Genomic DNA, 21,017 nt, shown 5'->3' with positions numbered 1-21,017 from the left:
CCCGTACCGATGGAAGCCCTCACCGCCCACCTGAGCGAGCTTGGCCACGGCCTGGTCACGACTGTCGAACTGACAGTCGTGACCACCGTCGGCGCGATGCTGCTGGGCATCGTCGTGGCCACCCTGCGGATCGCCCCCGTCCCGCTGCTGCGTGCCGTCGGCACCGCGTACGTCGAGGTGTTCCAGAACCTGCCGCTGCTGGCGTTGCTGGTGCTCTTCGTGTTCGCGCTGCCGACCATCGGCATCACGTTCCCGCTGTTCACGTCCGCCGCCATCGTCATCGCGGTGTACGAGGGGGCGTACCTGGCAGAGGCGATCCGCGCCGGGATCAACACGGTCGGTGTGGGCCAGGCCGAGGCAGCCCGCGCCATCGGGCTCACCTTCGGCCAGTCCCTGCGGCACGTGATCCTGCCGCAGGGACTCCGGGCGGTGATCCAGCCGATCGGCAACATCTGCATCGCGCTGCTGATGAACACCTCGCTGGCCGCCGCCGTCGGCGTGGTCGAGCTGACCCAGGCGGCCAACAACGTGAACCTGGTCGAGGCCCAACCGATCGCCGTCTTCACCGGCGCGGGCCTCGCCTACATGCTGCTGGCGCTGATCATCGGTCAGGTCACCGGCCTGCTCGAACGAAGGCTGGCGATCGTCCGATGAACAAGACGCAACAGATCCTCTTCGACGAGCCCGGCCCCCGCGCCCAGCGGCGGATCCGGATCGCCACGGTGCTGGGCGCGATCCTCCTGGCCGGTGCCCTGGTCGTGGCCGTCAACCAGTTCGCCAGCCACGGTGAGCTGGCCGCCGCCCGGTGGGAGCCGTTCACCACCTGGCCGATCTGGCGGTACCTGCTCAACGGCCTGTGGGCGACGCTGCGCGCCGCCGCCGCGACCGCCGTGCTCAGCGCCGCGCTCGGGCTGCTGCTGGCGCTCGGTCGGCTGTCGACGCATCGGCCGCTGCGCTGGCTGGCCGGCGCGTACGTGGAGATCTTCCGGACCGTCCCCACCCTGCTGCTGATCTACGTGACGCTGTTCGCCCTGCCGCAGTACGGGCTGAACTTCCCGCTGTTCTGGAAGCTCGTGGTGCCGCTTGTGGTCTCGAACTCGGCGGCGTTCGCGGAGATCTTCCGGTCCGGCATCCTGGCGCTGGACCGTGGGCAGACCGAGGCCGGCCTCGCGGTCGGGCTACGCCGAGGGCAGGTCATGGCGCTGGTGGTCCTGCCGCAGGCGCTGCTCCAACTCGCCCCGTCCCTGGTCAGCCAGCTGGTCGGGCTACTCAAGGACACCTCCCTCGGCTTCGTGGTCAGCTACACCGAGCTGCTCTACAGCGGGCAGGTGCTCTCCTCCTACACCCACCTGCTGATCCAGACGTTCCTGGTGGTGGCCCTGATCTACCTGGTGGTCAACGCCTCGCTGTCGAAGTTCGCCCGCGTACTCCAGGCCCGCAACGGCCGCTTCGGCGGCCGGCGCGGACGGCAGGCCGCTGAGCCTGCCCCGCCACTTGTCGAAGGGAACACCCCCCGGTGACCATCTTCCGCTACGCCGAACTGGCCCGGGTCGTGCGCAACGGCTTCGTCGAGAGCCGGCACCACGGCAGCGTCGTGGTGCTCGCCCCGGACGGGAAAGTCGCCCTCGCCGCCGGCGTACCCGACGAGCCGGTGCTGCCTCGCTCCACCCTCAAGCCGGTGCAGGCACTGGCCTGCCGGGTCGCGGCGGGTGACGAGCTGACCGGCCCGGCGCTGGCCCTCGCCGCCGGCAGCCACACCGGCGACGACCGGCACGTCGAGGTGGTCCGGGCGATGCTGACCGGGGCCGGCCTGACCGAGGACGCGCTCGGCTGCCCGGTGGACTGGCCGGAGGACGAAGCGACCCGGGACCGGCTGATCCGCTCCGGCGGACAGCGCGACCGGATTCGGATGAACTGCTCCGGCAAGCACGCCGCGATGCTTGTCGCCTGCGTCGCCCGGTCCTGGAGCACCCACGACTACCTCGACCCCGACCACCCGCTCCAGCGGGAAACCGCCGCCGCCGTCGCCCGGCTGGCCGGCACGCCGATCGCGCACCACGCGGTCGACGGCTGCGGCGCACCGCTGTTCGGTCTGCCGCTGACCGGCCTGGCCCGCACGTTCCAGGCGTTGGTCACCGCGCCCGCCGGCAGCGACGAGGCGCTGGTCGCGCAGGCCATGCGCCAACACCCGGAGTACGTCGGCGGCTGGCACGGGCACCCGAACACCGACCTGATGCGGGCGCTGCCCGGCGTCCTCGCCAAGGGCGGGGCCGAAGGCGTGCTCGCGGTGGCCGCACCGGATGGCCACGCGGTGGCGGTGAAGGCGATCGACGGTTCACCCCGGGCCACCACCGCCATCGCCCTCGCCGCCCTCGACGCCGTGGGCGTACCGGTGGGTGGGGCTGCCGCACTGCGCCAGGTGCCGGTGCTCGGCGGCGGCGTACCCGTCGGCGCCGTCACGGCCGTCATCGACTGGACCACAGCATCGCCCCGCACGTCTCGCACGGAAGAGGAAGAATCATGAACACATTCGAGATCTGCATCGACAGCGTCGAGGGAGCGGTCGCCGCCGAGGAGGCCGGCGCCGACCGGGTGGAGTTGTGCTCCGCGCTCTTCGACGGCGGGCTGACCCCCAGCCTGGGCACCATCGAGACGACCCTGCGCGCGGTCAGCCGGATCCGGGTACACGTGATCGTCCGTCCGCGGGCCGGCGACTTCATCTACTCGCCGTTCGAGGTCGAGGCGATGGAGCGGGACGTCCGGGCCGCGGTTGCGGCCGGCGCGCACGGCATCGTGATCGGCGCGTTGACCGCCGAGGGCGACGTCGACGTGCCGACCACCCGCCGGCTGATCGCCGCCGCGGGCGACGCCAGCATCACCTTCCACCGGGCGTTCGACATGACCCGCGACCCGCACTCGGCGTTGGAGCAGCTGATCGAGCTGGGCGTACAGCGGGTGCTCACCTCGGGTCAGGAGGTCAGCGTGCTGGAGGGCGCTCCGCTCATCGCCGACCTGGTGCGCCGGGCCGCCGGCCGGATCATCGTCATGCCGGGCGGTGGCATCACCCCGCGCAACATCGCCCGGATCGTCGAGGCGACCGGCGCCGACGAGTACCACTTCGCGGCACTGGTCAGCTCGGACAGCCCGGCCGTGCACCGCAACCCGGCGCCGCTGATGGGTGGCAGCCTGAACCGGCCCGAGTACGAGCGTTCGGGCACCTCGGGCGCCCTGGTCGGCCAGGTGCTCGCCGCCGCCCGCGCCTGACCCCGTCGTCAGCTCGCCGAGCGGTGCGTCTGGAGAAGACTCCTTCAGCCCCACCGCTCGGCGACCCGTCTCAGTACGCGACCAGGGCGATGATCAGCGAGGACACCGCGCCGAGCAGCAGCGCGACGCCGGTGCTGAGCCCGACCACCGCACTCACCGCCGACGCACGGGCCCGAGCCACCGGGACCGCCACGACCGCCGCCACGGTGACCAGCGCGGCGACCAGGTGGATCAGCCGGTAGCCGAGCAGCTCTGCCACCGGGAAGAGGTGGACGCCCACGACCAGGGCTACCCACGGAGCGATCAGCTCGCGACGCCGCAGCAGGGCGAGCAACCCGGCGCCGATGGCGGCGACACCGAACTCGATGCCGACGACGATGCCGAAGGTACGGCTGGTGTCGGCGTCGAACGCCGTCCCGTCCGACCAGTGGCTCCCGGCGAGAAGACCTCCGGCGGTAGCGGTGAGCAGGGCGAGGACCGAACCGCCGATGAGCACCGGCCGCCACGGCTTCGGGGGCGAATCCTGAGCCCAGCCGAACCAGCTGGAGGCGAAGAACCCGAAGACGAACGCTGTCGCCGCCGCGTCTCGGACATGTTCGGTGATCACTGTGCTCCTCGGGGTGCCGTCCGCCCTGCCGCGCCTGCCGCTGGACTGCGATGAGCGGTATACCGCAGAGGTATAAATATGCCGCTGAGGTATATCACTCACCGCACCACCTGGTCCGGCGCGGGCCGAGCGACTATCGCCGCTCGATATCGTTGACGCAGCGCAGCACCGGCCGACCGGTCAGCGCGCCAGCGTCCAGCGGACCAGAGGCCCGCACGGTGAAGGTCACCGACTCGCCCGGCAGCAGCGTGACCAACGCACCGTCCACGGTGGCCGCCGCGTCGAGCCGGTCCGGGAAGAGCGTCAGGTCGCGCAGCACCGTCCGGGCCGTGACCCGGACCCGCTGCCCGCCGTCGAACGGCTCGACCGCCGCCTCCCAGGCCGCCGCCGGCCAGTCCACGTCCCGGTCCTCGGCGAAGAGCCACAGCGCCCGCTCGGCCGTCTCCCCCGCCTCGGCGATCACCAGCTCCCGCCGGGCGTCGTCGGGCCGGACCAGGTCCGTCGGCAGCGCCAGCACCACCGATGAGTACGCCGGAACGTCGAGGTCGACGGAGATCTTCGCCCGGGGCTCACCGTCGAGGGTCAGCCGGGTCACCGAGGCCGACGCCTGCCAGGTCGTGCCGCCGTCGTTGACCGCGACCAGGGCCAGCCCGCCGTCGCGGGGCTGCACGGTCAACAGGCGGTCGGCGTACGCGTGGCGCAGCGCGTACCACAGGGGTTTGCGACGGCCGTCGCCGTCGACGGCGGACCAGGAGGTGACCGGCCAGCAGTCGTTGAGCTGCCAGACGATGGTGCCCGCGCAGATGCCCCGGTGGGATCGGAAGTGCTCGACGCCGAGTTGGATGGCCCGCGCCTGGTTGAGCTGCGTCAGGTAGTGCCAGTCGTCGAAGTCCGCCGGGGCAGGCAGGTGGGCGTCCAGGCCGCGTTGGAGTTTGGCGTCGCCGTTCGCCGCCTTCTGGTGGTGGGCCATGCCCGGCGAGTCGTGGGCCAGGGGTTCGTCGCTCAGTGCCCGGCGCAGGGTCGCGTACGCCGGTGGGGCCTGGTAGCCGAACTCGGCGACGAAGCGGGGCACGTACTCCCGGTATCTGGTGTAGTCGTGGGTGTTCCACACGTCCCAGATGTGGGTGGTGCCGTGTGCCGGGTCGTTCGGGTGGATCGCCTCGGTGCCCGACCAGGGGCTGCCCGGCCAGTACGGGCGGGTGGGGTCCAGCGCGCCGACGATCCGGGGCAGCACGTCGAGGTAGTAACCACGTCCCCAGGTACGCCCGGCGAGGGCCGGCTGCCAGTCCCAGTCGTGCCAGCCCCAGATGTTCTCGTTGTTGCCGGTCCAGAGCACCAGCGACGGGTACGGCGCGAGCCGGGTCACCTGCTCGGCGGCCTCGGCGGCCACCTCGCCGGCGAACGGCTCCTCCTCCGGGTACGCGGCGCAGGCGAAGAGGAAGTCCTGCTGGACGAGGAGCCCGCGCTCGTCGGCGAGGTCGTAGAAGTCCGCCGACTCGTACCGGCCGCCGCCCCAGACGCGCAGCAGGTTGACGTTGGCCTCGACGGCCTGGTCGAACCGTTCGGCGAGGCGGTCCCGGGTGATCCGGGTGGGGAACACGTCGTCGGGGATCCAGTTGACCCCGCGGACGAAGACCGGGACGTCGTTCACCGACAGCGTGAACGGGGTGCCGTGTGCGTCGGGCGTGGTGTCCAGTCGTACCGAGCGGAAGCCGATGCGGTGCGACCAGGTGTCCAGGGTTTCACCGTGCGCGTGCAGGGTCACCTCGATCGGGTGACGGGTCTGGTCGCCATACCCCCGGGGCCACCAGAGCGCGGGCTCGCGGACGGTGAGGGTCAGCACGGCCGTGCGCTGCCCGGCCGGGACGACCGTCTCGGCGTGGGCGCCGGCGACGACCGCCCGGACGGTCAGCGCGACGTCCGCGACCCGCTCGATGTCGATGTGCAGCTCGACCCGGCCGTCGCGGCCGTCCATCGTGACAAGTGGACGGACGCCGGCCAGCCGGGCGGTGGACCAGGCGTGCAGGCTGATCTCCTGCCAGATGCCGGCGGTGACCAGGGTCGGCCCCCAGTCCCACCCGAAGTTGCAGGCCATCTTGCGGATGAAGTGGAACGGCTCCGGGTACGCGTTGGGCCGGTCGCCGAGCCGTTCCCGCTGCGCCTCGGCGTAGCGGTACGCGGACTCGAACGCCACGGCCAGGTCGTTGTCGCCGTCGCGGAGCAGGGCGCGGACGTCGAACCGGTAGCCGCGGTGCATGTTCGCCGTACGGCCGACCTCGACGCCGTTGACGATGAGCGTGGCGACGGTGTCCAGGCCGGCGCAGACCAGGTCCACCCGGTCGTGGTCGCCGGCCAGGTGTCGGAAGCTCGTGCGGTAGTGCCAGTCGGTGCGCCCGATCCAGGCCAGGGCCAGCTCGTTGTCGTCGAGGTAGGGGTCTGGGATCAACCCGGCGTCGAGCAGGTCGGTGTGTACGCAGCCGGGCACTGTCGCCGGCACGGCCCGCCCGGCGATGTCGGCGGGCACCCGCGCTCCGGGTGCCGCCCGCAGGGTCCAACCGTCGTAGAGTGCCTGTCGGCTCAACTCCGCACCGCACCTTCTGCATCGAAAGACGCCTACTGAACCGGATAAGCTGAGCACCGTACGGTTCGGAATTCGGACTGTCAACGGCCAGAGAGCTAAGGAGCACGCCGGTGAAGCGGCCGACAATCGCCGACGTCGCCCGGCACGCCGGGGTGTCCAAGGGCGCCGTGTCGTACGCGCTGAACGGGCAGCCCGGGGTCTCCGAGGCCACCCGGCAGCGCATCCTGGCCATCGCCACGGAGATCGGGTTCAGTCCGAGCAGCGCCGCCCGCGCCCTCTCCGCCGCCACCGCCGGGGCGGTCGGCCTGGCCCTGTGCCGACCGGCCCGGATCCTCGGCGTCGAGCCGTTCTTCATGGCGCTGATCAGTGGCGTCGAGGCCGAACTGTCCGCCCGCTCGTACGCGCTGACTCTCCAGGTGGTGGCCGATCCGGACGCCGAGATCGCGGTCTACCGGCGCTGGTGGGGCGAACGTCGGGTGGACGGGGTGCTCGTCTGCGACCTGCGCACCGACGACCGCCGCATCGCCGCCCTGGAGCAGCTCCAACTGCCCGCGGTGGTGATCGGCGGACCCGGTGGCACCGGCGCGTTGGCCAGCCTCTGGTCCGACGACGCGGCGGCGTTGACCGAGACGGTGGAATACCTGGTCGCGCTCGGGCACCGGCGGATCGCCCGGGTCGCCGGCCTGCCCGACCTGCGGCACACCGAGATCCGCACCGACGCGTTCGCGGCGGTGTGTCGACGGCTCGACCTGGCCGACGCGGTCACCGTCTGGTCCGACTACACCGGCGAGGAGGGCGGGCGGGCCACCCGCCGCCTGCTCAGCTCCGCCCAACGGCCCTCGGCGGTCATCTACGACAACGACGTGATGGCCATCGCCGGGCTCTCCGTGGCCCAGGAGATGGGGCTCACCGTTCCCGGCGACCTGTCCATCGTGGCCTGGGACGACTCGCCGCTGTGCCGGTTGGTGCACCCGCCGCTGACCGCGCTGGGCCGGGACATCTCGGCGTACGGCGCGCACGCCGCCCGGCAACTGCTCGCCGTGATCGGTGGGGCGCCGGTGAGCCGGGTGCAGGACGAGACGCCGCAGCTGACCCCCCGGGGCAGCACCGCGCCTCCCCGAGGAAGATGAACCGGTTCAGCGAGATGCGGACGGGAACTCCTCGAAGTACGCCTCGACCCGCTCGGCCGTCGCCGGGCGGGCCAGCGCGAACCCCTGCCCGTACCGGCAGCCGCCCCGGCGGGCCACCTCCACCTGCGTCGACGACTCCAGCTCCTCGGCGACGATCTCGACGCCCAGCCGCTCACCGACGTTTACCACCACGTCGATAAGCGGTGGCTGCCCGTCCGGCTGGGCGCCCACCAACTCCGGGCCCACCTTGAGCAGGTCGATCGGCAGTCGGCGGAGCTGGGCCAGCGAGGCGTGCTCGGCCCGGAAGTCGTCCAACGCGGTGCGGACGCCAAGCGACCGCAGCCCGGCCAACCGGGCCACCACTGTCGACAGGTCACCCGCCACCTTCGGCTCGCTCACCTCCACCACCAGCCGCTCCGGTGGCACCCCGTACGCGGCCAGCACGGCCGCCGCCCGCTGCACGAAGTCGGGCGTCGTCAGCTCCCGGGTCGTGACGTTCACCGCCATCCACAACTCCCGAACGCCCACCGACCAGTCGGACAACTGCCGGCAGGCCCGGTCCAGCACCCACCACTCCAACTCGCCGACCAGGTCCAGGTCCTCGGCGACCGGCAGCAGCTCGGCCGGGAGCACCGTGCCGAGCACCGGGCTGCGCCACCGCAGCAGCGCCTCCGCACCCACCGGTTGCCCGTCGGCCAGGTCGACAACCGGCTGGTAGACGAGGTCCAACTCGCCACGGGCCACCGCACCGGGCAGTTCGCGTTCCAGGTCGAGGCGGCGCACCAACTGCTCCTCCAGGAACGCGTCATACCACTCGACCCGATCCCGGCCCAGTTGCACGGCCCGCCGCCGGGCCAGCTCGGCCTGCCGGAGCACGTCAGCGGGCCGGTCACCGCTCACCTCGGCCAGCCCGATGCTTGTCTGCACCCGCATCACCGCACCGGCAACCTGGTAGGGCGGGGCGAGCGCGGCCAGCAACCGGGTGCCCAGCGCGTACGCCAGCACCGGGCCGGCGGCGGTGACCACCGCGAAGCCGGCGCCCGTGCAGCCGGTGACCACGTCGTCGGAAGCGATGACGGCGCGGACCCGGTGCACCGCCTCGGCCAGCACGTCCTCCCGCGCGGTCGGGCCGATCCCGTCGGTGACGTGCAGGTCGACGAGCAGCAGCGCGCCGGACGGCGCCGGCACGTCGCCGATCGCGGCGAGGGCGTCCAGCAGGGCTGCCCGGTCACCGGGCGGACCGTTTCCCGCCGGAACCGGCCGCCGGCTCAGCGCCGACCAGCCGCCGTCGTCCTCCGCCGGCCAGGTCGAGCCGGCGCCGTACCCGGCTATTGGGCCAGCCGGGTCGCGCTTGTCGCTCGGGTCGTGCACGGGCGCCGTCGGTGGAAGATCACCCAGCCAGCGCGGCTGGAGCGCGTGGCGGTGCCGCACCGGGCCGCCGGCGGGTCGGCGGTGCGCGGCGGGTCGTGCCGAGTTGGGCGCGTCACGGGCGCGCAGCAACTCGCGCAGCACCAGGGGCGGCACCGCCGCCAGCGCCAGCACGACGCTCGTCCGATCCGGCGCGTGACCGGAGCCCAGGTGCGGCGCCACCGCCAGCAGCAGCACCGCGGCGGGGAGCACCGACCGGGGCCAGGCCGACGAGATCGGCTCCGCCGGCGCGGTGTCGCCCGCGTCCGCGGCGTCGACCGCACCGACCGCACCGACCGCGACGAGCAGCAAACCGAGCACCAGCGGGGGTACGACCAGCAGGGTCACCCGCCCGGTCGGCGCGGACGGCAGCGCGGCCAGCAGCACCAGCCCGCCGAGGGTGAGCAGGACTCCGCCGCGGCAGACCGCCGTCGGAGAACGTCGCCGCGGCCCGGCGAACGCGGTGAGCGCGGCCATGCCCAGCCCACCGAGCGCCAACGCGGCCACCAGCCGGACCGGCACCGGCGGGCCGACAGGGGGCAGCAGCAGCCAGCCGGCGAGGGCCAACCCGACGGCCGGGCCGGTCGACTCGACGAGCCCGCGCAGCCGGACCCCGGCGGTCGGGCGCGTCCGGCCGGGAAGCCGGCACAACCCCGCCCCGGCGAGGGCCACCACGAGCAGTGCCCCCACCAGCGCGGCAACGGTGCGCCAGCCACCGGCCAGCGGCAGTGCGACGGCGGTCAGACCGGCCGTCACCACCGCCGCGTCGAGCAGCACGCCCGCCGTCCGCGGCGCCGGGTCGACGCGGCGCGAGACGGCCAGCCGGGAGAGCCGCACCCCGGCGAGGGTGGCGCCGGCGCCGGCCGACAGGGCGATCACCACCGGAGTCGGCACCAGGTCGAGGGCACCGGCGAAGAGGAGCAGCGCCACAGTCGTGGACGTGGCGGTCTCCGGTGTTCGGCGGGGGACGAGGACGCGGAACGGGTACGCGAGGAGCACGGCGGTCGCCTTCGTGAGGGGGCACGGGGCGGTACGACGGTGCGGGACATCGAACAATCTCTGGTCCGCTGTCCAACAATTGTGAACGATCGGCGGCCACATCGGTTACGTGTCGGTCACCCAGAGCAGGCAACGACAGGTGTCACTGTACGACGTACCACCCCCTCGGCACCGCCCGCCGCGAGCCGCAACGGCCGGGAGTGGGATCATCGGAGGGTGAGTAAGCCCGACACGGTCCGCTTCCGATACAACCAAGCCATCCTGGTCGCCGCGGTGATCGCCTTCATCGGTGCCCTGCCGCTGGCGAACGCCCGGACCTACCTGCTGGCGGTGCTGCTCGTCCCGCTCGCCGTCGGGGTGTGGGCCTGGCGGGCCGGCACCGAAGCCGACGCGCGGGAGCTACGGCTACGGGCGTTGGTCGGGCAACGCCGCCTCACCTGGGACCGGGTCGTCGAGCTGACCGCCGACCGGCGCGGGCGGGCGGTGGCCCGGCTCGACGACGGCCAGCAGGTCACCCTGCCGGCCGTCCGTGGCGAGGACCTGCCCCGGCTGATCTCGGCCACCGGTCAGGCGCTGCCCCACGCCGGCTGAGTGCCGGCTCAGTAGCCGTCGACGACCGCGTTGATCAGCGGCTGTCCGGCGGCGAACCGGCGAACCTGGTCACCGACCAGTCGGTAGGCCCTCGGCAGCAGGCCTCGCACCGACCCGGCCACGTGCGGGGTGAGCAGCACGTTCGGCATCGCCCAGAGCGGCGAGTCGGCGGGCAGCGGCTCCGGGTCGGTGACGTCCAGCGCGGCCGAGATCCGGCCGGTGCCCAGCTCGGCGACGAGTGCCTCGGTGTGTGCCACCGGCCCTCGGGCGGCGTTCACCAGCAGCGCCCCGTCCGGCATCGCGGCCAGGAAGTCCTTGTCGATCAGGCCACGCGTCTGGTCGGTGAGCGGCACCAGCACCACCACCACGTCCGCCTCGGGCAGCAGCCGGGGTAACTCCTCGACCGCGTACACCCCCTGCTCCGGGCGGGCCGTCCTGGCGACCAGGGTGAAGCTCACCTCGAAGGGGGCGAGCCGGTCGCGCACCGCCGAGCCGATCGAACCGGCCCCGATGATGAGCACCCGCTTGCCGGTCAGCTCGTCGGTCGGGGCGTTCCCCTGGTACGCCCAGCGCCTGTCGGCCTGGGCACGGAGGAACGCCGGGAACGCCCGTAGCTGGGCGAGGATCGCGGTCACGACCCACTCGGCGGTGGCCGGGTCGTGCACGCCCCGGGCATCGCAGAGGGTGACACCCGGTGGGGTCCGGCCGGCCCAGGCGTCCGCCCCGGCGGAGAGCAACTGCACCACCGCCAGGTCGGGCAGCTCACCCAGCAGCGCCGTCGCGTCGGTGCCGGTCAGGAACGGCGGCACCCAGACGCGGACGTCCGCCACCTCCGAGGGCAGCCGGTCGGCGTGCTCCAGGACCTCCACCGTCACGTCCGGGGGCAGCTCGCCCATCAGGTTCAGGCCGGCCTGGTTCGGAATCCATACCTTCACGTCAGCCGACGATAGTCCCCGCCACCGCGACCGGCGCGCTGCGGGCGCGAACCGGCGTCCCGGGGGATGGCGCGCGGAGCTGGGGCGGGCGAGACTCAGCACACCGATGTTCGACCCGGCCCTGGACGAGGTATAACGAAGGGTCGGAGGTCCGGTCGGCCTCCGCCCCAGCAGACAGGTGCTCGATGACCGACGGCTCCCCCGGCACCGCCCGGCGTCCAACCGCCTCACCCGCGGCGCTCGGCGACCCGGAGCGGCTCCGCGCGCTCGCCGACACCGGCCTCGACGCCGCCCCGGACGAGGCGTTCGACAGGTTCGCCCGGCTGGTCAGCGACCTGCTGGACGTGCCGGTCGCGCTTGTCTCCCTGGTCACCGCCGACCGGCAGTTCTTTCCGGGCGCGTTCGGGTTGCCGGAGCCCTGGTCGGAACGCCGGCAGACCCCGTTGAGTCACTCGTTCTGCCAGCACGTGGTGGACATCGAGGTGCCGATGGTGCTGCCGGACGCCCGGGTCTACCCCCGTGTCCGGGACAATCTGGCCATCGACGACCTCGGCGTCGTCGCGTACGCCGGGATGCCGCTGACCGACCTCTCCGGGCGGGTGCTCGGTTCGCTGTGCGCCATCGACAGCAAACCGCGCGCGTGGACGAGCGCGCAGCTACGGACCCTGGCCGACCTGGCTGCCGCCTGCTCGTCCGAGCTGCGACTGCGCATCGCGCTGGACGGCGCGCAGGAGGCCCGGCGGCGGGTCGTGCAGGCACACGAGCGGCTGGAGCTGCTGGCCGGGGTGAGTGAGACCCTCGCCGGCACCCTGGACGTGGGCACCGCGCTGCGCCGACTCGCCGCCGCCATGGTGCCGCTGCTCGCCGACTGGTGCCTGCTCACCCTGATCGGCCCGACCGGCCTGCCGCGCGAGGTGGTCTCGGTGCACCGCGACCCGGCCCGGACGGCGGACGTCGAACGCTTCGGTGAGTTGCTGCGCACCGGGCTGAGCCCGGACTCGTCCATCCGGGCGGTGCTGCGGACCGGCCAGCCCCGACTCGGCAGCATCGCGTCGCTGGCCGACGTGACGAGGGGCACCACCCACCCGGAGATGGCGCCGATCGCCGCCCGCCTGGGCATCGCGTCCTACCTGAGCGTGCCGGTGCGGGGCGTCGGCGGCACCGTGCTGGGCGCGATCACCCTGGTCAACGGCACCGGGCGGCAGCAGTTCGACGACCGCGACCTGCTCACCGCCGTCGAGATCGGCCGCAGGGCCGGCCAGGCCGTCGGCAACAGCTCGATGTACGGCGAGCAGCGACACGTCGCCGAGGTCCTGCAACACAGCATGCTGCCGCGCCTGCCGGTCGTCCAGGAGCTGGAGCTGGCGGCCCGCTACCAGCCGGCGGCCGACCGGGTGGAGGTGGGCGGTGACTGGTACGACGCGTTCATCCAGCCCGACGGCGATCTGATCGCGGCGATCGGGGACGTGGCCGGGCACGACATCGAGGCGGCGGCGACCATGGGTCAGCTGCGCAACCTGGTGCGGGGCAACGCCTTCGGCCGGCCGGACTCGGTCGGGGAGCTGCTGAGCAACCTGGACGGCGCGATCCGTGGCCTGCGGCTGCCCATCGCCGCCACCGCGACGCTGGTCCGGATCTGCCCGCAGGACGCCGGCGTCCGCGAGGTGACCTGGTCCAACGCCGGGCACCCGCCGGCCCTGGTGGTCCGCGTCGGTGGGACGGTCGAGATTCTCGAGGCGAGACCGGAGCCGCTGCTCGGCCTGGCCCGAGCGTCGTCGCGGACCAGCCAGTCGACGAGCCTGGCCACCGGCGACACCCTGCTGCTCTACACCGACGGGCTGATCGAGCGGCGGGACCGATCCATCGACGAGGGCCTGGCCGAGCTGGTGATTCGGCTGACCGACACCGACTCACTGCCCCTCGACGAGCTGTGCGACCTGCTGCTCGCCTCGATCCGCCACCGCGAGGACGACACCGCGCTGCTGGCCGTACGGGCACGGTGAACTGTGCACCGGCCGGGGTCGCGGGCACCCATCGGACTCGGCCGGGCCGTCCGGCGGGCTACCCTGGGCCGGGTGAGAGCCCGTCCCCCGTACCCTCGCGTCCGTAGCCTTCGGGTGGCCCTCGCGGCGTCCTGCGCGGCAGTGCTGCTCAGCGCGGGTTGCAGCTTCGGCGAACCGGAGCCCGACCCGGCCGGCGAGCCGCCCAACCTGCCGACCCCGTCCGCCTCGGCGAGCCCCGGCGGCGCCGGCCAGCAGGCGGTGGCGACGGTCCTCGCGAAGGGTCTGCGGGTGCCCTGGGCCATCGCCTTCCTGCCCGACGGGGCCGCACTCGTCACCGAACGGGACAGCGGCCGGATCGTCCAGGTCGGCCCCGAGTCCGGGCCGGACGGTCTGCGGATCCGCCCGGTGCAGACGATCGCCGACGTGGCCGCGGCCGGCGAGGGCGGCCTGCTCGGCATCGCCGTCTCCCCCGACTACGCCCGCGACCGGACGGTCTTCGTCTACTACACCGCCGAGCGGGACAACCGGGTCGCGCGGCTACAACTCGGTGGGCAGCCCACCCCGATCCTCACCGGCATCCCCAAGGCCAACGTGCACAACGGTGGCGGGTTGGGTTTCGGCCCGGACGGGCAGCTCTACGTCAGCACCGGGGACGCCGGCCAGCGCCCCCTCTCGCAGGACGTGAAGAGCCTCGGCGGCAAGATCCTCCGGATCACCCGGGACGGCAAGCCCGCACCGGGCAACCCGTACGCCGGCTCCCCGGTCTGGTCCCAGGGTCACCGCAACGTGCAGGGCTTCGCCTGGGACGGCGCCAAGCGGATGTACGCCGTCGAGTTCGGCCAGAACACCTGGGACGAGATCAACCAGATCACCAAGGGCGGCAACTACGGCTGGCCGGAGGTCGAGGGACGGGCCGGCGACCGGCGGTTCACCGACCCCGTCACGCAGTGGGCGACCGAGGACGCGTCCTGCTCCGGTCTGGCCGCCACGGACCGGCTGCTGGTCACCGGCTGCCTCCGCGGCAAACGCCTCTGGGTGATGGAGCTGACCGACACCGGCACGCTGCTCGGCCAGCCCAGTGAGCTGCTCACCAACCGGTACGGCCGACTGCGCGCGGTGGCCGCCGCGCCGGACGGCTCGCTCTGGGTGAGCACCTCCAACCACGACGGGCGGGGCAACCCGGGCGGCGACGACGACCGACTCCTGCGGGTGGTCTTCGCGGGCGGCGACGGCGGACGCAGCTGACGTTCGTCACCATCCGTTCAGGTTTACCAAGATCTCCCGACGGGCAGGTCAGACTTTCAGCATGGACGGGCAGCGCGACGAGCAGCACGACGACGCCGGGGACCGGGACGCCCCGGTGACCGACGGCGATCCGCCACGCCCCACGCGTTCGCTGGTCGGCCCCGGCGGCCCGCTGCGCCGCGTCGGGCTGATCGTCGCCGTCCTCGCCGTGGCCCTGACCGGGGCGGTGCTCGGGGTGCTGGCCGGCGGTCAGGTCGACACCGACATCGGGCCGTTCCGGGCCAACCTCAGCATCTCCCCCGCCCGCGACGGCGGCACCACCGTCGACATCCCGCCGCTCGGCGCGTTGCTGCTCGACAGCCACGACGGGCCGACCCACCTCACCGTGCGGCTGGGCGCACTCGACCAGGGACGCACCGAGGCGCTGATCGACGACCCGGCCAGCATCAGCCGGGCCAGCCAGAGCGCCGTGGAGGACGTCCGCTCCGGTGTGATGCGGCTCGGCCTGCGGGCCCTCGGCGCGTCGGTGCTCGTCACCCTGATCCTGGCCGGGCTGATCTTCCGCAACGTCCGGCGGACCGCCTGGGCGGGTGGCCTCGCGCTGCTGGTCACCGCCGGGAGTCTCGGCACGGCGGCGGCCACCGTACGTCCCCAGGCGATCGAGGAGCCACGCTACGAGGGGCTGCTTGTCAACGCGCCAGCCATCGTCGGCGACGCGCGCCGGATCGCCAACGACTACACCAAGTACGCCGAGCAACTGCAACGCCTGGTCGGAAACGTCAGCCAGCTCTACACCACCGTCTCGGCGCTTCCGCTGCTGGAGCCGACCCCGGGCACCACGCGGGTGCTGCACGTCTCCGACATGCACCTCAACCCGACCGGCTGGCAACTGATCCGGACGGTGGTGGAGCAGTTCGGCATCGACGTCGTGATCGACACCGGTGACATCACCGACTGGGGCAGCGAGCCGGAGGCGTCCTTCGTCGGCTCGATCGGCCTGCTCAAGAAGCCGTACGTCTTCATCCGGGGCAACCACGACTCCGGCAAGACCGCCGCCGCCGTCGCCCGTCAGCCGAACGCGATCGTGTTGAACAACTCGACGACCACGGTCGGCGGGCTGACCATCGCCGGCATCGGCGACCCCCGCTTCACCCCGGACAAGAACACCTCACCCGCCGGCAGCGGCCTGACCCCCCAGGTCGCCGACCAGGTGATCGACGCGGGCGAGCAGCTCGCGACCACGGTGCGCCGCTCGCCCCAGCCGGTGAACATCGCGCTGGTGCACGACCCGGCGTCGGCCGGGCCGCTCGCCGGCACCTGCCCGCTGGTGCTGGCCGGGCACACCCACGCGCGGCAGGTGTCCCGGCTGCCCCAGGCGCCCGGCCAGCAGCCCACCGCGCTGATGGTCGAGGGCTCCACCGGCGGCGCCGGCCTGCGCGGCCTGGAGGGCGAGAAACCGACTCCGCTGACGATGACGGTTCTCTACTTCGACCAGCAGAAGATGCTCCAGGCGTACGACGACATCACCGTGGGCGGCACCGGCCAGTCCCAGGTCAACCTGGAACGGCACGTGGTGGCCGATCCGGCGCAGGGCGCGCAGGCGTCGGTCACCCCGACGCCGACCGGTGGCGCGCCGGAGTCACCCAACCCGCTGCAGAGCCCCACCCCGAGCCCGACCAGCTGATCCTGGCCCCACACGGCCGGCTCGGCACCACTGGGCCGGCGCGACCGGGTCAGCGCAGGGCGATGGCGGCCAGGGCGGCGTTGACGATGCTGCCGGGCAGCAGGTCGTGCAGGTCGTACAGCTCGGCGACACTGCCGGACTGGCCGAACTCGTCCACGCCGAGCGGCACCGCCGGCGCGCCGAGGGCCGACCCGAGCCAGGCCATCGCGTGCGACGCCGCGTCGTGCACGGTCACCACCGGCACCCGATCGACGAACGCGGACCGCAGCGCGCCCGGCACGCTGGGCACCGTGGCCGTCCGCACGCCCTGGCGCAGGGTGCGCTGCCAGGCCCGGTAGAGCCGGTCGAGGCTCGTCACGTCCACCACGTGCGCGGCGATGCCCTCGTCGGCCAGCTCCGCCGCCGCGGCCAACACCTCGGGCAGCACCGCGCCGGAGGCGGCCAGTTGCACCACCGGGGCGTCGACCAGATGCGGGTACGCCTGGTGCGCGTCGACAAGCCGGTACGCCCCGGCGACCACCTGGCGACGCAGCACCGCGTCACCGAGACGGGTCCGGGCCGCCTCGAACGGCGCCTGGTCCAGCGGTCGGGTGCTCAACCGGAAGTAGTACGCGCCGTCCTCGGCGGGCGCGGCGGTCGCCGCCGGTGTCGACCCACCGGCGATCTGCCCCAGCGCGTCGCAGAGCAGCCAGTCCAGGCTGGTCGCGTACGCCGGCTCGACGAAGGTCACCCCGGGCAGCTCCAGGCCCACCGACGCGGTGATCGTGGACTGGTGGGCGCCGCCCTCCGGGGCCAGGGTGATGCCGGACGGGGTGCCGGCCACCACGAACCTCGAGCCGGAGTACGTGCCGTACAGGAACGCGTCCAGGCCGCGCAGCACGAACGGGTCGTAGACCGTGCCCACCGGCAGCAGCGGCTGCCCGGACAGGTCCCAGGACAGGCCGAGCTGACCGAGCAGCAGGAACAGGTTCATCTCCGAGATGCCCAGCTCGATGTGCTGCCCGGCGGGGCTCTCGGTCCAGCGCAGCATCCGGTCCTCGGTCCAGGAACGCTGCTCGGTGGGGGCGAACACCCCGGTCTTGTTGATGAACCCGGCCAGGTTCGTGGAGGTGGCCACGTCTGGGGCGGTGGTCACCAGGTAGCGGCCCACCTCCCGGTGCCGCGCCAGGTCCACGAGCACCCGACCGAAGACCTCCTGCGTGGAGATCGGCTTCGTTGCGCGTACTCCCGTGCTTTCCGGGACGGTGACCCCCAGCGCGCGCTCGCGGGGCGCGCGGGACAGCGCCTCCCGGCGGGCGCCGGCCCGGATGCCGGCCGGTGACGCCGGGTCGAGGCGGTCCCACTCGGTCTCGGCGGTCAACCCCTGCGCGGCCCGCAGCGTGTCGACCTGCTCCGAGCTGAGCAGCGCGGAATGGTTGCGCGGATTGCCGGCGATGGGCAACCCCCAACCCTTGACGGTGTACGCGAAGACGACGCTGGGCCGGTCGGTGACCGCGTCGCACTGGGCGTACGCGTCCAGCATCGCGGACAGGTCGTGCCCGCCCAGGTCGGTGACGAGCGGGCTCAGCTCCTCGTCGCTGACGTGGGCGATCAGCTCGTCGATGCCGGCCGGCGCACCGTCCAGGAATTGCTTTCGCAGGGCCGGGCCGGTCAACCCGAACAGCGACTGGTACTGCTCGTTGGGCATCGCGTCGATCCAGTCGCGCAGCGCCTCGCCACCCGGCCGGGCGTACGCCTCGGCGAGCCGACGGCCGTACTTGACCTCCACGACGTGCCAGCCGGCCGCCTCGAACTGGCCGCGCCACTGGTTGATCCGGATGCCGGGAACCACCCGGTCCAGCGACTGCCGGTTGAAGTCGACGAGCCACATGACGTTGCCCAGCCCGGTGGTCGCCGGGTCGGCCACCGCCTCCCAGATGTTGCCCTCGTCCAACTCGGCGTCGCCGATCAGCGCCACGAACCGGGAGTGCGGGCGGGCCCCGAAGTGCGCGTCGACGTACCGCCGGGTGGCGGCGGCGAAGAGCGGCGCCGCCGCGCCCAGCCCCACCGAGCCGGTGGAGAAGTCCACCTCGTCGGGGTCCTTGGTGCGCGACGGGTAGGACTGGAGGCCGCCACGGGCCCGCAGCCGGGGCAGGTAGGAGCGGTCCAGGTTGCCGAGCAGGTACTGGATGGCGTGGAACACCGGGGACGCGTGCGGCTTCACGGCGACCCGGTCCTCGGCGTCCAGGTGCGCGAACCACAGCGCGGTCATCGCCGTGACCAGCGAGGCGCTGGACGCCTGGTGGCCGCCGACCTTCACGCCGTCACCGGTGGCCCGGTCGTGGTTGGCGGCGTCGACGATCCGGGTGGCGAGCCAGAGCACCCGCCGCTGGATCTCGTCGAGGACATCGAGGTCGTGCTGGGTCACGGTGGCTCCATTCGGGCGTCGCCGTTGACGCCCTCGTGCGGGGTGCGGGGGTGGCCGCGTCTGCGACAGGGGGTGGCGGCAGGCCGCCGCGGCGGCCTGTTTCGGGTGTGCCGGTCAGCCCTGGACGCCGAGGCGCTCCAGGATCAGCTCACGCAGGGTCTTCGCGTCGGCCTGCCCCCGGGTGGTCTTCATGACCGCGCCGACGAGCGCGCCGACCGCCGCGACCTTGCCGCTGCGGATCTTGTCGGCGATGCCGGGGTTCGCGGCGATCGCCTCGTCCACGGCGGCGGTCAGCGCACCGGTGTCCGACACGACCTCCAGGCCCCGACTGGTCATGATCTCGGTGGGCGAGCCCTCACCGTCGACCACGCCCTCCAGCACCGTACGGGCCATCTTGTCGTTGAGCGAGCCTGCGTCGACAAGCCCCTGCAGCTCGGCGACCTGGGCGGGAGTGGCACCGATCTCGGCCAGCTCCACGCCGCTCTCGTTGGCGCGGCGGGACAGCTCACCCAGCCACCACTTGCGGGCCGCCGCCGGGGTGGTGCCCGCCGCCACGGTGGCCTCGATCAGCTCGACCGCGCCGGCGTTCAACACCGACTGCATGTCCAGGTCGGAGAGGCCCCACTGCTCCTGGAGCCGACGCCGGTGCACCCGCGGCAGCTCCGGCAGGGCGGCCTTCAGCTCGGCGACCCAGGCCCGGTCCGGGGCGATCGGCACCAGGTCGGGCTCCGGGAAGTACCTGTAGTCGGTGGCCGTCTCCTTCGAGCGACCCGGGGTGGTGTCACCGGTGTCCTCGTGGAAGTGGCGCGTCTCCTGGGTGATCCGGCCGCCCGCGTCGAGCACCGACGCCTGGCGCAGCATCTCCGAGCGGACCGCCCGCTCCACCGACCGCAGCGAGTTGACGTTCTTCGTCTCGGTACGGGTGCCCCACTCCGCGCCCGGCAGGTTGAGCGAGGTGTTCACGTCGCAGCGCAGCGAACCCTCCTCCATCCGCACGTCGGAGACGCCGAGGGTGCGGATCACGTCACGCAGCTCGGCGACGTACGCCTTGGCCACGTCGGGGGCGAGCGCACCGGTGCCCGTGATCGGCTTGGTGACGATCTCGACGAGCGGGATGCCGGCCCGGTTGTAGTCGACGAGCGACTCGGTCGCGCCCTGGATGCGGCCGGTGGCACCACCGACGTGCAGCGATTTGCCGGTGTCCTCCTCGAGGTGCACCCGCTCGATCTCGATCCGCACCGTCTCGCCGCCCATCTCGACGTCCAGGTAACCGTCGACACAGATCGGCTCGTCGTACTGGCTGATCTGGAAGTTCTTCGGCATGTCCGGGTAGAAGTAGTTCTTCCGGGCGAACCGGCACCACTCGGCGATCGAGCAGTTCAGCGCCAGGCCGATCCGGATGATCGCCTCGATGGCCGCCTTGTTGGCCACCGGCAGTGAACCGGGCAGGCCCAGGCACACCGGGCAGACCCGGGTGTTCGGCTCGCCACCGAAATCGGTCGGGCAACCACAGAACATCTTGGTGTTCGTGCCCAGCTCGACGTGGGTCTCCAGGCCGATCACCGGTTCGAAGCGCGCGACGACCTCGTCGTACGCGGGCAGTGTCGTGGTCATGAGACGCTCCAGACGCGATCCGGACAGAACCGGTCCAGCCTAGTGGGGTTGTCCGATCAATCCTCGGCCGGGTTTCGTCAGGCGCGCGTGGCGTCTTTGGCGACGGGGTACGGAGCGACCGTGACGACTATCGGGGACCAGACCGCAGAGGTGGAGCAGGCACGGCCGATCCCGCAGGCGCAGCCACGCTCGGGCCGGCTGAACACCGGCTTGGTGGTGCTGCTGGTGGTCGCCTTCCCCGCTCTGCTCGTTGTCGGGATGTCGGTCGCCGACGGCGAATGGAACGCTGGCGATCTACTGCCCGGCCTGCTGCTCCTCCTGATACCCGGGGTGATCGGTGCCGTCATCGCACTTCTGGTCGTCCGCCGGATGTCCCGCAACCCGTCGCCGTCAAGCGGCGCCAGTCCGAACACACGGCGTCAGATGAAGGAAGCCCTGCGCGACGGGCGGACCACTGACCTGCGGATCGACGCCCTAGTACGGCAGCCGCCGTTCGTGAGGTGACCTCGGGTCCCGCAGGAATGAGGACGGCCACCGCATGATCGTCTGT

Annotated in this window: 16 protein-coding genes; 10 read left to right on the top strand and 6 right to left on the bottom strand. The window is 72.8% G+C overall.

From position 1 onward, the window contains the following. Nucleotides 1-9: 9 nt before the first annotated feature. Genes ACLQ29_RS26675 through ACLQ29_RS26660 form a run of 4 tightly spaced genes read left to right on the top strand, consistent with a single transcriptional unit; the run spans nucleotide 10 to nucleotide 3,264 of the window. Nucleotides 10-654 carry an amino acid ABC transporter permease gene (locus tag ACLQ29_RS26675; protein ID WP_425774198.1) on the top strand — a complete coding sequence of 215 codons (645 nt, stop codon included), beginning with the start codon at nucleotides 10-12 and terminating at the stop codon, nucleotides 652-654. Next, nucleotides 651-1,520: an amino acid ABC transporter permease gene (locus ACLQ29_RS26670; protein ID WP_425774197.1), complete on the top strand. Its 870-nt coding sequence runs from the start codon at nucleotides 651-653 to the stop codon at nucleotides 1,518-1,520. Before ACLQ29_RS26675 ends, ACLQ29_RS26670 begins: the two co-directional genes overlap by 4 nt. Continuing rightward, nucleotides 1,517-2,524 (top strand): asparaginase, encoded by a 1,008-nt coding sequence (locus tag ACLQ29_RS26665; protein ID WP_425774196.1) that lies wholly within the window; start codon nucleotides 1,517-1,519, stop codon nucleotides 2,522-2,524. The genes ACLQ29_RS26670 and ACLQ29_RS26665 overlap by 4 nt, the downstream gene beginning before the upstream one ends. Next, nucleotides 2,521-3,264, top strand: a complete 744-nt coding sequence (locus ACLQ29_RS26660; protein ID WP_425774195.1) for a copper homeostasis protein CutC — start codon at nucleotides 2,521-2,523, stop codon at nucleotides 3,262-3,264. Before ACLQ29_RS26665 ends, ACLQ29_RS26660 begins: the two co-directional genes overlap by 4 nt. A gap of 70 nt (nucleotides 3,265-3,334) precedes the next feature. Here ACLQ29_RS26660 and ACLQ29_RS26655 read toward each other — a convergent pair whose 3' ends face one another. Together ACLQ29_RS26655 and ACLQ29_RS26650 are read right to left on the bottom strand one after the other, a co-directional pair. Then, nucleotides 3,335-3,871: a hypothetical protein gene (locus ACLQ29_RS26655; protein WP_425774194.1), complete on the bottom strand. Its 537-nt coding sequence runs from the start codon at nucleotides 3,869-3,871 to the stop codon at nucleotides 3,335-3,337. A gap of 133 nt (nucleotides 3,872-4,004) precedes the next feature. Continuing rightward, complete coding sequence (locus tag ACLQ29_RS26650) at nucleotides 4,005-6,452, bottom strand: glycoside hydrolase family 2 protein (protein WP_425774193.1); 2,448 nt, start codon at nucleotides 6,450-6,452, stop codon at nucleotides 4,005-4,007. A gap of 110 nt (nucleotides 6,453-6,562) precedes the next feature. Between ACLQ29_RS26650 and ACLQ29_RS26645 the strand changes: the two genes are divergently transcribed. Further along, on the top strand, nucleotides 6,563-7,582 hold the full coding sequence (locus ACLQ29_RS26645; protein ID WP_425774192.1) for a LacI family DNA-binding transcriptional regulator: 1,020 nt from the start codon (nucleotides 6,563-6,565) through the stop codon (nucleotides 7,580-7,582). A 6-nt stretch (nucleotides 7,583-7,588) separates the two neighbouring features. On the opposite strand, the gene ACLQ29_RS26640 is transcribed toward ACLQ29_RS26645, so the two are convergent. Continuing rightward, nucleotides 7,589-9,988 (bottom strand): EAL domain-containing protein, encoded by a 2,400-nt coding sequence (locus tag ACLQ29_RS26640; RefSeq protein ID WP_425774191.1) that lies wholly within the window; start codon nucleotides 9,986-9,988, stop codon nucleotides 7,589-7,591. Between the two features lie 216 nt (nucleotides 9,989-10,204). Between ACLQ29_RS26640 and ACLQ29_RS26635 the strand changes: the two genes are divergently transcribed. Continuing rightward, on the top strand, nucleotides 10,205-10,579 hold the full coding sequence (locus ACLQ29_RS26635) for a PH domain-containing protein (protein WP_425774190.1): 375 nt from the start codon (nucleotides 10,205-10,207) through the stop codon (nucleotides 10,577-10,579). 8 nt (nucleotides 10,580-10,587) lie between these two features. Here ACLQ29_RS26635 and ACLQ29_RS26630 read toward each other — a convergent pair whose 3' ends face one another. Continuing rightward, nucleotides 10,588-11,514: a 2-hydroxyacid dehydrogenase gene (locus ACLQ29_RS26630; protein ID WP_425774189.1), complete on the bottom strand. Its 927-nt coding sequence runs from the start codon at nucleotides 11,512-11,514 to the stop codon at nucleotides 10,588-10,590. Between the two features lie 185 nt (nucleotides 11,515-11,699). Here ACLQ29_RS26630 and ACLQ29_RS26625 point away from each other — a divergent pair, with 185 nt between their 5' ends. The 3 genes from ACLQ29_RS26625 (at nucleotide 11,700) to ACLQ29_RS26615 (ending at nucleotide 16,446) form a co-directional block, all read left to right on the top strand. After that, nucleotides 11,700-13,517, top strand: a complete 1,818-nt coding sequence (locus ACLQ29_RS26625; protein WP_425774188.1) for a SpoIIE family protein phosphatase — start codon at nucleotides 11,700-11,702, stop codon at nucleotides 13,515-13,517. A gap of 72 nt (nucleotides 13,518-13,589) precedes the next feature. Continuing rightward, nucleotides 13,590-14,762: a PQQ-dependent sugar dehydrogenase gene (locus tag ACLQ29_RS26620; protein ID WP_425774187.1), complete on the top strand. Its 1,173-nt coding sequence runs from the start codon at nucleotides 13,590-13,592 to the stop codon at nucleotides 14,760-14,762. A gap of 61 nt (nucleotides 14,763-14,823) precedes the next feature. Continuing rightward, nucleotides 14,824-16,446, top strand: a complete 1,623-nt coding sequence (locus ACLQ29_RS26615; protein ID WP_425774186.1) for a metallophosphoesterase — start codon at nucleotides 14,824-14,826, stop codon at nucleotides 16,444-16,446. Between the two features lie 49 nt (nucleotides 16,447-16,495). Here the strand turns inward: ACLQ29_RS26615 and ACLQ29_RS26610 are convergent, their stop codons facing one another. Both ACLQ29_RS26610 and gatB read right to left on the bottom strand, forming a co-directional pair. Beyond that, complete coding sequence (locus tag ACLQ29_RS26610) at nucleotides 16,496-18,853, bottom strand: transketolase-like TK C-terminal-containing protein (RefSeq protein ID WP_425774185.1); 2,358 nt, start codon at nucleotides 18,851-18,853, stop codon at nucleotides 16,496-16,498. 114 nt (nucleotides 18,854-18,967) lie between these two features. After that, nucleotides 18,968-20,467, bottom strand: coding sequence for an Asp-tRNA(Asn)/Glu-tRNA(Gln) amidotransferase subunit GatB (gene gatB, locus ACLQ29_RS26605; protein ID WP_425774184.1), 1,500 nt, complete (start codon nucleotides 20,465-20,467; stop codon nucleotides 18,968-18,970). A 48-nt stretch (nucleotides 20,468-20,515) separates the two neighbouring features. Between gatB and ACLQ29_RS26600 the strand changes: the two genes are divergently transcribed. Continuing rightward, nucleotides 20,516-20,971 (top strand): hypothetical protein, encoded by a 456-nt coding sequence (locus ACLQ29_RS26600; protein WP_425774183.1) that lies wholly within the window; start codon nucleotides 20,516-20,518, stop codon nucleotides 20,969-20,971. Nucleotides 20,972-21,017: the final 46 nt, after the last annotated feature.

It is taken from the genome of Micromonospora sp. DT228 (assembly GCF_049841595.1).
GTDB lineage: Bacteria > Actinomycetota > Actinomycetes > Mycobacteriales > Micromonosporaceae > Micromonospora.
This window is presented reverse-complemented; position numbering and strand designations above follow the sequence as displayed.